Annotated in this window: 7 protein-coding genes; 1 reads left to right on the top strand and 6 read right to left on the bottom strand. The window is 70.4% G+C overall.

Going from position 1 to position 13,929, the window contains the following annotated elements:
- Positions 1-100: 100 nt before the first annotated feature.
- Complete coding sequence (locus tag ABNQ40_RS10155) at positions 101-3,577, top strand: indolepyruvate ferredoxin oxidoreductase family protein (RefSeq protein WP_247879752.1); 3,477 nt, start codon at positions 101-103, stop codon at positions 3,575-3,577.
- A 7-nt stretch (positions 3,578-3,584) separates the two neighbouring features.
- On the opposite strand, the gene ABNQ40_RS10150 is transcribed toward ABNQ40_RS10155, so the two are convergent.
- From ABNQ40_RS10150 to bcsA, 6 genes are read right to left on the bottom strand one after another with little or no spacing between them, the layout of a single operon-like run.
- On the bottom strand, positions 3,585-5,270 hold the full coding sequence (locus ABNQ40_RS10150) for a tetratricopeptide repeat protein (RefSeq protein ID WP_109049576.1): 1,686 nt from the start codon (positions 5,268-5,270) through the stop codon (positions 3,585-3,587).
- A gap of 13 nt (positions 5,271-5,283) precedes the next feature.
- Positions 5,284-6,003, bottom strand: coding sequence for a cellulose biosynthesis protein BcsN (gene bcsN / locus ABNQ40_RS10145; RefSeq protein ID WP_109049575.1), 720 nt, complete (start codon positions 6,001-6,003; stop codon positions 5,284-5,286).
- The gene (locus tag ABNQ40_RS10140; protein ID WP_109049574.1) at positions 5,993-7,819 is read right to left on the bottom strand and encodes a hypothetical protein; all 1,827 of its coding nucleotides are present in this window, start codon (positions 7,817-7,819) and stop codon (positions 5,993-5,995) included. The genes bcsN and ABNQ40_RS10140 overlap by 11 nt, the downstream gene beginning before the upstream one ends.
- Complete coding sequence (locus tag ABNQ40_RS10135) at positions 7,816-8,880, bottom strand: glycosyl hydrolase family 8 (protein WP_109049573.1); 1,065 nt, start codon at positions 8,878-8,880, stop codon at positions 7,816-7,818. Before ABNQ40_RS10135 ends, ABNQ40_RS10140 begins: the two co-directional genes overlap by 4 nt.
- The gene (locus ABNQ40_RS10130; RefSeq protein WP_247879751.1) at positions 8,877-11,429 is read right to left on the bottom strand and encodes a cellulose biosynthesis cyclic di-GMP-binding regulatory protein BcsB; all 2,553 of its coding nucleotides are present in this window, start codon (positions 11,427-11,429) and stop codon (positions 8,877-8,879) included. Before ABNQ40_RS10130 ends, ABNQ40_RS10135 begins: the two co-directional genes overlap by 4 nt.
- 59 nt (positions 11,430-11,488) lie before the next feature.
- Positions 11,489-13,774 carry a UDP-forming cellulose synthase catalytic subunit gene (gene bcsA, locus ABNQ40_RS10125; protein WP_109049571.1) on the bottom strand — a complete coding sequence of 762 codons (2,286 nt, stop codon included), beginning with the start codon at positions 13,772-13,774 and terminating at the stop codon, positions 11,489-11,491.
- Positions 13,775-13,929: the final 155 nt, after the last annotated feature.

Raw genomic sequence — 13,929 nt, 5'->3', positions numbered from 1 at the left:
GAACACCCCCGATCCCCGGCCAACCCGCAAAATCATTTGCCTGCGAAAGGCGCAGACTTGTTCCCAGAAAAGAAATCCGAGGGGACGAGAGATGGACGGCATGCCGAAAGGTCTGCGGCCTGAGCAGGTGGCGTTCGATGACGGCTATCGCCTGGACGACCGCTATGGCCGGGCCGAAGGCCAAGTCTATCTGTCCGGCACCCAGGCGCTGGTCCGGCTGCTGCTGCTCCAGGCGGAGAGCGACCGGCGGGCGGGGCTGAACACCGCCGGCTTCGTCAGCGGCTATCGCGGCTCGCCGCTGGGCGGGCTGGATCAGGCGCTGTGGCAGGCCAGCCGGCATCTCGATACCCACGCCATCACCTTCGTCCCCGGCGTGAACGAGGATCTGGGCGCCACCGCCGTCATGGGCACCCAGCAGGTCGAATCCTCCGGCGAGGCCACCGTCGATGGCGTGTTCGGGATGTGGTACGGCAAGGGGCCGGGGGTGGACCGCTCCGGCGACGTGCTGAAGCATGCCAACGCCTATGGCAGTTCGCCGCGCGGCGGGGTTCTGGCGGTGGCCGGCGACGACCATGGCTGTGTGTCCTCCAGCATGCCGCACCAGAGCGACCTTGCGATGATCGCATGGTCGATGCCGGTGCTGAACCCGTCGGGCGTGCGCGAGTATCTCGACTTCGGCCTTTACGGTTACGCCCTGTCGCGCTTTTCCGGGGCGTGGGTCGGGTTCAAGGCGATCTCGGAATCGGTGGAAAGCTCCGCCACCGTCCGGCTGCCGTCGCTGGAGCGCGGCTTCCTGCCGGTGGCGTTCGATCCGTCGCCGGGGGGCCTGCATTACCGCTGGCCCGACCTGCCCAGCCTCGCCATCGAGGAGCGTCTGGCCGCCAAGGTCGCGGCGGTGAAGGCCTTCGCCCGCGTCAACCGGATCGACCGCAGCGTGCTGGGGACCGGTGGGTGGCTGCGCATCGTCACCACCGGCAAGGCGCATCTCGACCTGATGGAGGCGTTGCGCCTGCTGGGTATCGGCCCGGCGGAGGCGGCGGAGATCGGGCTGTCGGTCCACAAGATCGGCCTGTCCTGGCCGCTGGAGCCCGACTTCGCCCTGACCGCCGCGCGCGGGGCGGAGGAAATCCTGGTGGTCGAGGAGAAGGCCCCCGTCGTCGAGGGACAGCTGAAGGACCTGCTGTTCCACCTGCCGGCCGGCGAGCGCCCGCGCGCCGTCGTCGGCAAGACCGACGAATTCGGCGCGCATCTCCTGCCCGCCACCGGCGAACTGCGCCCCTGGATCGTCGCCAAGGCGCTGGTGGAGCGCATCCGCCACCGTTTCCCGGACCGTGATTTCTCCGGCAGGCTGGCGGAGCTGCTGCCCGGCGAAGCGTTGGCCGCCCCTGCCCTGCCCCGCACGCCCTATTTCTGCTCCGGCTGCCCGCACAACAGCTCGACCAAGGTGCCGGAGGGCAGCAAGGCGATGGCCGGCATCGGCTGCCATTTCATGGCGTCGTGGATGGACCGCGACACGGTGGGGCTGAGCCAGATGGGCGGCGAGGGCGTCAGCTGGATCGGACAGGCGCCCTTCAGCAAGCGCCCGCACATCTTCCAGAATCTGGGCGAGGGCACCTATTTCCATTCCGGCCTGCTGGCGATCCGGCAGGCGGTGGCCGCCAGGATCAACATCACCTACAAGATCCTGTTCAACGACGCTGTCGCCATGACCGGCGGCCAGCCGGTGGACGGCCCGATCTCCGTCGACGCCATCACCCGCCAGCTGGCGGCGGAGGGCATCACCCGCATCGCCGTGGTCAGCGACGCGCCGGAGAAATACGACAGCCGGTCCGGCCTCGCCCCCTTCACCACCGTGCATCACCGCGAGGATCTCGATGCCGTCCAGCGCGAGATGCGCGAGATTCCCGGCGTCACCGCCATCGTCTATGAGCAGACCTGTGCCGCCGAGAAGCGCCGCCGGCGCAAGCGCGGCACCATGGCCGACCCGGCACGCCGGATGGTGATCAACGATCTGGTCTGCGAAGGCTGCGGCGATTGCGGGAAGAAGTCGAACTGCCTGTCGGTGCAGCCCAAGCAGACCGAATTCGGCGTGAAGCGCCAGATCGACCAGTCCAGCTGCAACAAGGACTATTCCTGCGCCGACGGCTTCTGCCCCAGCTTCGTCTCGGTTGTCGGCGGAACCTTGCGCAAGCCGGACCCCGACAGCGTCGCCGCCCGCTTCGCCGACGATCTGGCGGCGCTGCCTCTGCCGCACTGCTCCACGACCGCCGATCCCGCCGAGATCCTCATCGTCGGCGTCGGCGGCACCGGCGTCGTCACCATCGGTGCCGTGCTGGCGATGGCGGCGCATCTGGAGGGCAAGGCGTCCTCGGTGCTCGACTTCATGGGATTCGCGCAGAAGGGCGGTGCGGTCTACAGCTACCTGCGGGTGGCGGGCGACGCGGAGCGGCTCAATCAGGCGCGGATCGATCCGAAGCAGGCGCAGCTGGTGCTGGCCTGCGACACGGTGGTCGCGGCCTCTCCCGACGCGCTGAAGACGGTGCGGCTCGGCCGCACGCGGGTGGTGGCGAACGCCCATGTCGCCCCCACCGGCGCCTTCACCCGCGATCGCGCCAAGCTCCCCGATGCCGGATCGCTGCTGCGGTCCCTGCGCCGCGCCGCCGGACCCGACCGGGTGGAGGTGGTGGACGCCAACCGGGTGGTCACCGCGCTGTTCGGCGACAGCATCCTCGCCAACGTCTTCCTGATGGGCGTCGCCTTCCAGAAGGGGCTGCTGCCGGTCGGGCTGGAGGCGCTGACCCGCGCCATCGAACTGAACGGCACCGGCGTTCCCGCCAACCTGCGCGCCTTCGCCTTCGGCCGCCTCGCCGCACACCGGCCGGAGCTGCTGGCGACACTGGGTGCGGAGGAGGAAGCGCCGGCCACCGATCTGGCCGCCATCGTCGAGCGGCGGGCGGCGTTCCTGGCCGACTATCAGGACCGCGCCTATGCCGACCGTTACCGCGCGCTGGTGGAGCGGGCGCGGCAGTCGGAGACCCGCGTCGCCCCCGGATCGACCGCGCTGGCCGAAGCGGTGGCGCGCAGCGCCTTCACGCTGATGGCCTACAAGGACGAGTATGAGGTCGCCCGCCTGCACAGCGATCCGGCCTTTGCCAAAAGCCTGAAGGACCGTTTCGACGGCGACTGGAAGCCGGTCTTCCACCTCGCCCCGCCCTTGCTGTCGCGCGACACCAACGGCTATGGCGAGCCGCGCAAGATGGCGCTGGGCGCCTGGATCCTGCCGGTGTTCCGCGGGCTGGCGGCTTGCAAACGGCTGCGCGGCACGGCGCTCGACCCGTTCGGCTACACTGCGGAACGGAAGATGGAACGCGCCCTGGTCGCCCGCTATGAGGCCACGGTGGCGGAGATCGCCGAGCGGCTGTCGTCCGACCGCCTCGCCACCGCGGTGGAACTGGCGGCCTTGCCGCAGGAGATCCGCGGCTTCGGCCCGGTCAAGCAGCGCGCGATGGAGGCGGTCGAGCCGCGCTGGCAGGCACTGGAGCAGCGGTTGCGGGAGCGGACGGCGCAGGCGGCGTGAGGCCGCCTCACTTTTCGAGGAAATGCAGAAAGGGGAAGGCTTCGAAGTCGAAGCGGATCAGGGCCGGCGCTCCGCCGCTGCGGACCAGATGGTCGTAGGTGCAGTAGGGGGCCGCCTGATCCAGCCCCCAGAAGGCCCGGCCCTCGTCGAAATGCCGGCCGATATAGGCGACGACAAGGTCGAGGTAACGCTGGGCCGCCGGTGTGCGGTTGAAGGCGAGGAAGCCGGCGAGGAAATCGCGGGTCGGCCCGCGGCCGCGCCGGTCCTGCATCACCGCCACGTCCCAGGACGGCGACGCCGCCATGGCGAGGCCGGGATCGGCGAGCAGCAGCGCATCGACGTCGATCTGGATCACCGGCCCGGCCCCTGCCCGCAGAAGCTGCTGCGTCACCGCGAAGCGGGCGGAGGCGTAATAGGTCAGCCGCACCGACTCCGGCAGGGCGCCGAGATCGACGGCTTCGAAGGAGACCGACAGCGGCAGGCCGCCGCACTGCTTCGCCCGCGCCAGCCGCATCAGCTCCGCCTCGATGTCGGCCGGCGGGTTGACGACATGGACATGCAAGGCGCAGGACGCGGCCTTGCCTTGCCATGTCTCAAGGAAGCCGGCGCCGAAGCGGCGCCAATAGCCGCCGTCGCAGCCGACCAGCAGGATCGGCCGGCCGTCGGACTTCGCGGCCACCGGCATGCGGCGGGCGGCGCGGGCGAAGCAGTCCGGCGACCCGGCGGCCAGCGCTTCGAAGAAGGCCGGCCCGCTGCGCACCATCGACCACAGCAGCATCTCGAAATCGGCGGCGATCTCCGCCGCCGTCCAATGGCGGGCGAACTTGCGGAAATAGCGCTCCGCAAGGGCGAGCCGCTGCCGCCGGTAGAGGGCGTAGCAGACCACCGACAGGGCGACGCTGTCGCGCGGCTCCCTCATCAGCCGGCGGCGGGCGGCGGCGGCGACCCGCTCCAGCGTTGCGTCGTCCATCACGCCGGTCTGGACCGCGACGACCGCCGTCCCGAACAGGTTCCTGCCGGCATCGCCATGGCCGCCGTCGGCGGCACGGCCGAAAGCGGCGATGGCCTCGGCCAGGGCACCCCGGTCGACCAGCCGGCCGGCAGCGGCGAGCGCGACGCCCATCACCCGGCTCACCGCCAGCCGGCACAGCCCCAGACGGTACAGGCAATCGGGCCGGCCGGGCTGGAGCGCGTCCAGCCGCCGGTACTGCGCCTCGGCCTCCGCGGTCCGATCCTGGGCATAGAGACAGTCGCCGAGCCGCAGCAGGTAGCCCTCATTGTCCGGCGCCAGCCGCAGGGCCCGGCCCAGCGCGTCCGCCGCCGCGGCCCCGTCGCCGAGGTCGGTCAGGGCGCCGGCGAGGTTGCCGAACGGCTTGACCCAGGCGGGATCGAGCGCCATCGCCGCCCGATGCTGACCGGCCGCCCGGTCCGCCTGCGTCGCCGCCCGCAGCGCCGATCCCAGATTGTCGCGATAGGCGGCGCACAGGGGATCCCGGCCGATCGCCTCGCCGATCAGCCGCACCGCTTCGGCATGCTCGCCCGTCTGGTGGCGCAGCACGCCCAGCAGGTGCCACGCATCGGCCACCTCGGGTGCGGCCTGGAGGATCTTCCGGTAGATGTCCGCCGCCTCGGCCAGCCGGTTGTCCTGGTGCAGGCCAACGGCGATACGCAAGGCTTCGGATACGGTGGTCATCGCGGGCGCGCTCCTAGAGTCCCCCCAGATCCTGCGCTTCCAGGATCGTCTCCGGCAGGGTCAGGGTCAGGCCGTCGAAGGGAGCCAGCAGGGCGCGGATGTCGGAGCCGACACCGCAGACCCTGTACTCCAGCCGAACCGCCTCGATCCGTTCCGGCAGCATCCGCTTGTGGTCGGTGATCAGCTGCCAGGCGAGCACGCAGCTGTTCACCGCATCCTGGGCGGTGGCGTAGTCGTAATCGCCGTAGCGGTTGCGGCGGGCGCCGTCGGCGACCTTCACCTTCATGTCGGGAAACTCGCGCCGGGTCGTCACCGTCAGCGTTTCCATGGTGTAGAGCGGCACCGGGAAGACGCGCGGCGGCTGGACCAGGGCGCCGAACAGGCTGTCCGGCAGGGTCTGCACGTCGACGGTCAGGCGGTTCTCCCCGGCCAAGGAGGTCGGGTTGCCCAGCGCCACGTTGTAGGTCTTGTAGACCGTGCCGGTGTCGCGCATGCGGGCGGCGACGATGGGGAAATCGCGGCTGTCCGGCAGGGTCACCGGCAGCGCCGCCGGCTGGATGCGGCGCCAGGGGGTGGCCGACTGGGTCAGGTTGTCGCGAACCCAGCCGGCGCAGCCGGAGGTCAGCAGCGTGGCCGCCGCCAGCGCCGCCCACAGCGCAGCGCGCCTCGCGATCCGGGGCATGGGAGTCAGGGCCATCCGCATCACGGCCATCGGGGCTTCCTTACCAGTCATGGTAGATCGTCTTCCAGGCAGTGGAGAGGCCTTCGCGCGATTCCTCGGTGCTGAGCCGGTCGTCGATGGACTTGAACTGGACGTAGGCTTCATCGAAGCGCATCAGGTTGTACAGCGCCCAGCCGCGCACGATGCCGAGGTTGCGCGGCTCCGGCTCCAGCTCCTTGCGGGCATCGAGCAGGCGCAGCACGTCGTTGTAGCGCTTGTCCTCCAGCGCCCGGCCGGCCTCCGTCGCCATCAGCGAGGCGCGGATTTCCGCCCGTTGCGTCGCGGTCAAATTGGCGCGCGGCAGGTCGCGGGTCAGGCCGGTCACGTCGCCGGTCGCCAGACGCGCGATGGCCTGCCCATAGGCGTTCTCCTGGGCCGGCGTCGCCGTCTGCGGCAGGCCCGATGCGGCGGGGCTGCGGCTGCCCGCCTTTCCGGCCGCCGAAGCCCCGCCCTTGGCAGGTGTTGGGGCAGGTTCGCGGGCGGCCAGGGTCTGCGCCTCGGCGAAGGCGGCCTCGGCCTCCGACGGGCGCTTCAGCTCCAGCAGGCACCAGCCGCGCTGCTGCAACAGGGAGGCGGTCGGGCCGCTTCTGGCGATGGTGCCGCGGATGATGCTGATGCACGCGGCGAAGTCGTGGCGGGCCAGCGCGCGGTCGAGCTCGCTCGGGCCCTGCGGCGCGCTGCGTCCGCCGCCGGGGCCGGAGGGGCCGCGCGGCGGATCCACCGCCTTCAGCGCCTGATCGATGCGGCTCGACTTGCCCTTCCAGGGGGCAGCGGCGGCACGGGCCTGCGCCTTGTCGCCCAACCCGTTGTAGGCCAGAACCAGCCCTTCCGCCGCCTTGTCCGACGGCGTCCACTCATTGGCCTGGGTGAACCAGCTCTGCGCCTCGGCGAAATTCTTCTGCTTCTGGAAATACCAGCCGAGCGCGATGGCGCCGTCGGCGTCCTGCTTGTCGCGGACGATGCCCTGGACGCGCGACAGGTCGCCCGCCGACAAGGCGCCGGGCTTCGCGTTCCCGAGACGCTCCAGCAGGCGGCCGGTCTCCAGCTCCGCCTCGGCGCTGCGGACGGCGGAGTAATCCTCCCCCGTCGCGGGGTTGGCGGTGGCGCCGAGCGCCGACAGCTCGCGCAGCCGTTCCGGGCTGAGATGGCGCGACGCCTTGAAGATGGTGTCGCGCCGCTCCTTCGCCTTGGGGCAGGTGGAGACAATGGTCTTGTAGGTGTCGAAGGCGCGGTCGGTCTGCTTCAGCTCGGCATAGGCCTCCGCCAGACGCCAGGCATTGTCGAGCCGGTTGCAGGCCACCGCCTCCGGCTGGGCGGCGGCGGCATCGACCACCTCCTGCCAGCGCTTGGTGTCGCTGGCGGAGCGGATGCGCCCGGCGCTCTCGGCCAGTTCAAGTTCCTGCAAAAGCTTGTCCGACGGCTGCCAGGACGGCGACTTGCGCCGCTGTTCGGCGATGGCGGCCCGCGCCTCCGCCACCTTGCCGGCGGACATCAAAGTCCAGAACGGCGTCTCGTCGACGCCGGCGGTCGTCGGCTGCGGCGCGAACAGATCCTTGGGCGGTTCCCAGCCTGGGTCGAGAGCGCGCAGGCGGGCGATCTCCGCCTCCATCCGCTCGCCGTCGCCGATGCGGGCGTAATAGCGCAGCGCCGTCTCGTCCACCTTGCCGGCGGCGGGTGCAGAGCCGCTGCCGGGAGCCGGCGCCACCTCCACCTTCACGCCGGGAGCCAGCGCCCGCGCGCCGCCGTTCGACTGCGCCCAGGCATCTGACCCACCAGCCACGACGATGCCGGCGAGGAGAAGGGCGGAAAGGAGGAGAGGACGGGTCACGGATCGATCCCCAGGCTTTGCGCCGCCAGCGCGGAAAGATGGGCCAAGGTGGTGGAGTAGTAATCCTCGTCGGGCGCCAGCGGCGGCACCGTCACGGCGTCGCCGGCCCCGGCCCCGGCAAGCTTGCAGGCCAGCCGGTAGACCGCCAGCATGCCGACCGACGCCGCCACCTGGGTGGTGGTGCCGCCCGGCAGCGACACGGTGGCGGGAACCGCCGAGGCGCCATACTTGGTCGCCAGCGTCGCGAAGGGGCGGAAGTAATAGGGATCGCGATAGCCGTCCATCGCCAGATAGAGCGGCACCCGCACGGCGTCGTAGCCATACTGTTTCTTGAAGCCGTCGGCGATGCCCACCGTTCCGGCGGCGTCCAGGGTCATCCAGTCCGGCGGCAGCTGGAAGCCGCCGAAGCGGGCCTTCGACAGCAGGACCAGCCCGGCGTCCGACAGCTTGCTCCAGCGCTCGCCGCCGGCCAAGGCGGCGAAGGCGCGGATGGCCGGAAAGATCCAGTAGCTGGGGTTGAGGACCAGCGTCTCGCCCTTGCGGAAGCCGTCGCGGCCCGGCAGCAGCACGGTCAGCCCGGCCTGCTCCACCAGAACCCCGGCGGCCAGCGCCTTGACGATGGCGGCGGCGGCGGTGCGGTAGGCCTCCGCCTGCCATGTCTCGGCGGCGCGCAGCAGCGCCCAGGCGATCAGCATGTCGCCGTCGGATGCGTTGTTGCGGTCGGCGACCCCGCCGTCGGGCGTCCAGCGCCACGCCGCCAGCCCGTCGCCGCGCACCATCAGCACGCGCTGGGTCCAGCCCCACAGCCGGTCGAAGGCGGCGCGGTCGCCCCCCGCCACCGCCAGCAGCATGCCGTAGCCCTGCCCTTCGGAATGGCTGATGCCCTTGTTGCCGGTGTCGACGATACGGCCTTCCGGCAGCAGGAAACGCTCGGCATAGCGGCGCCACGCCGCCCCGTCATAGGGGGCGGCGCGCGAAGTCCCCGGCACCGCCGCAGCCAGCCCGAGGGCGGCCGTCCCGATCAGCATGCCGCGCCGCGATGTTCCGACAGGGGACGTCATGACCCGCTCCGTTCCCGATGCCCGCTCTTCAGCAGAAGGCGCATGCTGACCGTCAGCACCACCGCCGTCCCCAGCAGCAGGGCGAACAGAAGCTCGATCCGCTGCGACAGGTTGCGGGCCAGAATCAGGATCAGGTTGCCGATGTCAAAGGGATTGAGAATGATCTGGTAGGGACGCGACACCTCCAGCGTGGTGATGGCCGGCGCGGCACTGCTCCACAGCGCCCCGCCGCCGCGCAGCTTGTCCCACAGGCCGGCTTCGCCCAGGCTGCGCATGGCGCGGTCGACGGCGCGCGGATCTGCCGCGGTCAGCAGCGTCCAGGTCAGCGGCTCGGCACCCGGTGCCCGGTATTGCAGCAGCGCCGCTTCCGGCAGGGTTTCGGCATTCTCGGTCAGCGCGACCACGTCGACCGGCGCCTCCTCCACCGTCCAGCTGTTGATGTAGCGCGCCGCCGCCGCCATCACCCGCCGCGCCCAGTCGGGCACCCAGCCGCGCCCGGCGGCGGCCGGGTCCTTGGCGTCGCCCGCCATCCGCTGCCAACGGTTGGCCGCGCCGCCGTCGGTGGCCAGCGCCGAGCCCGCGATGCCCATCTGCTGCCCCATCCCCTGCGGCACCCCCCCCGGCCGCGCCGGCCCCGGACGGGCGGCAGTGCCGGACCAGCCGAGACGCAGCCGGTCGGCCAGGGCCCGGCGGTCGGCCGCCGCCATCGGCTCGCCACGGGCCTTGGCCTGGGCGATCAGGGCGCCCGCCTCCAGGAGACCGGCCAGCCGGTCGGCCGGCAGCGGGGCCGAGGTGAAGACGGCCTGCGGCAGCGCCGCGACCGGACCGACGATCAGCGCGTTGTCGTTCGGCAGCCCGTCCCAGCCGGTGTAGGGCACCACCGCCATCAGGTCGCCGGCCCGCTGCGCCAGCTTGGCGGTCAGGCTCCAGGCGGCGCCGAACCAGGCGGGGTCGCGCCCGACGACGACCAGATCGAAGGGCGGCGCCTGCTCTCCCCCGGCGGTGCCTCCATAGGGAAAGGCGGTGTTGGCGAAGCCGCCCAGATTCGGCAGCGTGACCAGACGGGCGAAGCCGGGGATCTCGATGCTGGAGCTGTCCAGCAGGGTGAAGGTCGGGCGCCGCACCGCGAAGACGCAGTCGGTGCCGCCGGCCGGCGGCAGCTCCGCCTCCAGCTCGATCAGGTTGGGGCCGGGACGGAACAGCGCCATCGGCAGCGGCATCTCGCCATTCTCGATGATGCCGCTGGAGCGCTTGTCGATCTCCATGGCGCCGGCCGACTTGCCGTTGACCCGGACGTTCAGCACCGCGCCGGGACCAAGGTTGCCTTCGAACGCGGCGTTGACGTGGAACAGGATGGAGCGGTCGCTGACCGGGGCGAAGCCGGCCGGCAGGGTCAGGCCGAAATGGCCGGTGTAGCGGTAGCCGCTGTGCTGCACCGTCTGGAAACCGAGGTCCGACAGGCGGTAGCGCCCCTCCACCTGCACTGGCGGGGCCGGTGGTGCGGCCGGGACCGCCGCGTCGGTGACGATCATCGCGGTCTGGGTCGGCAGCGGCCGGGTCACGTCGGCCAGCCGCATCACCGCCTGATCGACCTCCTGCTGGGTCCGTCCCGAGGCGACGGCGACGAAGCCACCGCCGCCTGCGCCGCTTCCCTCCGGACCGCCCTTGTTGACGGCATACGGATAAACGCCGAGGAACGGTCCGCCGATGGCAGCCGCCCGCGCCTCGCCCAGCAGGGGAGCGAGGCGGTCGCGGGTGCCGATCAGGATGTTCTTGCCGCCCGGCAGCGGCAGGTTTTCCAGCGTCGGGGCGGGAGTGCCGGGAGGGTTGCCCTGGGCATTGCCTTGGGCATTGCCGGCGGGTTTCACCGGCACCGCCACCACCCGCGGGGTCTGGTCGCCCAGCAGCAGGCCGTAGGACTGCGCCACCATGGAGCCCCAGCCGAGATGATCGGCGTCGATCTCGCTGCCGGGCTGGACGATGGCCAGCGGCTCCCGCGCGCGGTCAGCGGAGGCCAGAAGCTGGCGCACCATGGCGAGGTCCGGCTCCGGCACGCCGCCGTCGGACATCAGCGTCAGCGACGAGGCGACAAGGTTGACCCGCGCCCACAAATCGTAGGTGCCGCGGACCGTGCAGATGGCGCGGTGCTGGGCGCTGGTCTGGAAGACGATCTGGTTCTCGCCGGGGCGGATCAGGCTGCCGGGCAGGGTGATGGAGGCGTTGACCGGCCCGCGGAAGGCGGCGAGCGGCAGGTCGGCCACCGGCGAGCCGTTGATGAAGACCGACATCGACCCCTTTTCGGGCAGGATGTCGATGCCGTTCTCGTAGGTCAGCGTCAGCATGGCGCTGGTCAGCCCGATCACCGGCGGCAGGACGGCGCGCAGCACCACCGTCTCCGTCTCGCCATGCAGCGTGACCTCCGGCTGGCCGTCGCGCAGGTTCGACAGCGGGATCACCCGGCGGTCGGCGGCCTGCGCCGGCGACGCCCAGCCGGCGCATAGGCCGATCCACAGCGACAGCAGCGCGCTCAGGGCCGCCAACAACGTCAATGGCGACGCCCGCAGCATCCGGCTTCCGCCGGTTTGGTTTCCCTGGACCGCCATCGCCGTTACGGAGCCTGGAAAGTCAGGATGCGGCGCAGCGCGCCCGGCAGGGCCAGCAGGACATGGCCCAGCCGCGGAACCACGCGGGTGGCGAAGAACAGCAGCCCGCCGAAGAAGGTCGGTGCGGCCACCCGCTTGCGGTCGAGGAAGATGTCCCAGCCGACGCTGTTGCCGAAGACGAAGCGCGCCATCTCCACGATGTCCTGGCGGTCGCGCGGGGCGAAACCGGCGCCGACCGCCAGTTCGCCGTTGCGCATCTCGATGCGGAAGAAACGGACGCCGGTGGTGGTCGCCGCCTCCGTCTCCGTCGCGGCGATGGTCAGCACCGGCGTCTGGTCGGGCCGGCTCAGCAGCTCGCGCCATTTCGGATCGACGATCAGCCCGACGCCGCCGGCCGACACGTCGGCGACCGTCAGGTCGATGCCGGTGCCGTCCTCGAACTTCAGCACCGCGGGGCGGTCGACGGTGAAGCGTTCCTGCCGGCGGACGCGCTTGCGCTCATAGACGACGGCGAGGCCGCCCAACGCCAGCAGCAGGCTCAGCGAGCACCAAACCGCCACCGGAACGATGGCCGCCCGGTGTTCGGGGAAGATGGAATAGCGCCACGCGCAGGCGCCCAGCCCGGCCGCCAGCAGCAGCGTGGTGACGATGAATGGGGTGGCGAGCGGCGAGAAGCCGTCCTCCTCCACCGACTGGCCCTTGGCGGTCACCTTGAACACCGGATCGCGCGGCCGGATCAGCGTCGCCAGCGCCGCGCGGGAGACGTGGAAGGATTGCAGATACTCGTACAGCTCCGAGAACAGCGGCCAGCGCATCCGCCCATGCAGGAACTGCGACAGGAAGGCGGCGGCGAAGACGTGCGGAATGACGAAGCAGCCGAAGTCCGGCAGGTTGATGCGGTAGATCTCCAGCCCGAACAGGGCATAGCACAGCGGCGACAGCAGGAAGATCGGCCGCCAGAACCAGAAGAACCAGTAGAGCATGGTGCTGAGGTAGCACAGCCGCTGCGAGAATGTCAGGCCGCGCTTCAGCAGCGGATTCTTCAGGAGGAACAGCTGGATCATGCCCTGGGTCCAGCGCGACCGCTGGGCGATGAAGCTGTCGAAGGTCTCCGGCTGCAATCCGGCGATCAGCGGGCGCGGCAGATAGACGCTGCGCCAGCCGCGCGAGTGCAGCTCCAGCGCGGTCTCGCAATCCTCGGTGACCGTGTCGCCGCTGAAACCGCCGACCTCCTCCAGCGCCGCGCGGCGCAGGATGGCGGCAGATCCGCAGAAGAAGGAGCCGTTCCAGCGGTCCAGCCCAGGCTGGATCGAGTAATAGAACATCTCGTTCTCGCTCGGCATCCGCTCGAAGGTGCCGAGGTTGTATTCGACCGGGTCGGGATTGACGAAGAAATGCGGCGTCTGGACCAGGAACAGGCCGGGGTCCTGCTGGAAGAAGCCGACCGTCGCCTTCAGGATGCCCACGGTGGGCACATGGTCGGCGTCCAGGATCAGCAGCAGATCGCCCGAGGTCTTATGAAAGGCGTGGTTGATGTTGCCGGCCTTGGCATGCTCGTTGCGCGGCCGGGTCATGTAGGTGACCTGCAACCGTTCGCACAGCGCGGTCAGCGTCTCGCGCCGGGCCAAAGCCGCCGCGGCCTGTTCGGGGTTGCTGTGCGCCAGCTTCTGGTCGGTGCCGCCGTCGTCCAGCAGATAGACATGCAGCTTGTCGCGCGGGTAGTCGATGCAGACCGCAGCGGCCAGCGTCGTCTCCAGCAGCTCCGGCTCCTCGTTGTAGGAGGGGATGTAGACGTCGACGCTGGGCCAGAAGGCGGGATCGCCCGTCGGTTCCGACGGCTCGCGGGCGAGCGGGTCGATGATGACGAACAGCGAGGTCAGGAACAGGACGAAGGACAGCGCCTCGGCCGCGAACAGGGTCACGCCGGGAATGAAATTCACCAGATCGTCCGCCGGCGGCAGCGTGCCGGTCAGGCGCCAGAAGAAATAGCGGAAGGTGACAAAGGCCAGCAGCAGGACGGTCAGCGTGCGGGCATGCCAGAAGCGCTGGGCGAAGCGCCCGAGCACGAAGGCGGCGGCCACCACGCCGGCCGAGATGGCGGCGCTTGCAAATCTTCCAACGGGCAAGGCGGCCAGCGCAAGAAACAAACCCGCCGACAGCAACAATAGAATCCAGAGCAGAACCGAACGCAGGGAGAATCGGCGGCTGTTCAGGTTCGGCTGTCGTTTGGATTGCTGCGCCTTATTGTTCAGGGGCCGAACAACGGTCTTGGCGCCGGGCGAGGTTGTCATGCAAATCCGCAGAATGAGGCCATTGCACCCTAGTGGGTGCCCCCTTATGGCTCAAGCTTCGTTACAAATCGTTACTGACTTGAGATAAAGCCCGCTCAGAAGCTGTATTCCGGCGGACCTGTGTCGTTCCGATAACGGTAGGTCCGCAGCCGTTT

Source organism: Azospirillum sp. A23 (assembly GCF_042938965.1).
In the GTDB taxonomy this organism is placed as follows: Bacteria; Pseudomonadota; Alphaproteobacteria; order Azospirillales; family Azospirillaceae; genus Azospirillum; species Azospirillum melinis.
Note: the sequence above shows the minus strand (reverse complement) of the source record. Positions and strands in the feature narration are given on the sequence as shown.

What these genes read in the sequence shown, in the direction of transcription:
- ABNQ40_RS10155 (WP_247879752.1), top strand. Translation starts at nt 101, where the DNA reads ATGCCGAAAGGTCTGCGGCCTGAGCAGGTGGCGTTCGATGACGGCTAT.
- ABNQ40_RS10150 (WP_109049576.1), bottom strand. Translation starts at nt 5,270, where the DNA reads ATGACCACCGTATCCGAAGCCTTGCGTATCGCCGTTGGCCTGCACCAG.
- bcsN (WP_109049575.1), bottom strand. Translation starts at nt 6,003, where the DNA reads ATGACTGGTAAGGAAGCCCCGATGGCCGTGATGCGGATGGCCCTGACT.
- ABNQ40_RS10135 (WP_109049573.1), bottom strand. Translation starts at nt 8,880, where the DNA reads ATGACGTCCCCTGTCGGAACATCGCGGCGCGGCATGCTGATCGGGACG.
- bcsA (WP_109049571.1), bottom strand. Translation starts at nt 13,774, where the DNA reads ATGACAACCTCGCCCGGCGCCAAGACCGTTGTTCGGCCCCTGAACAAT.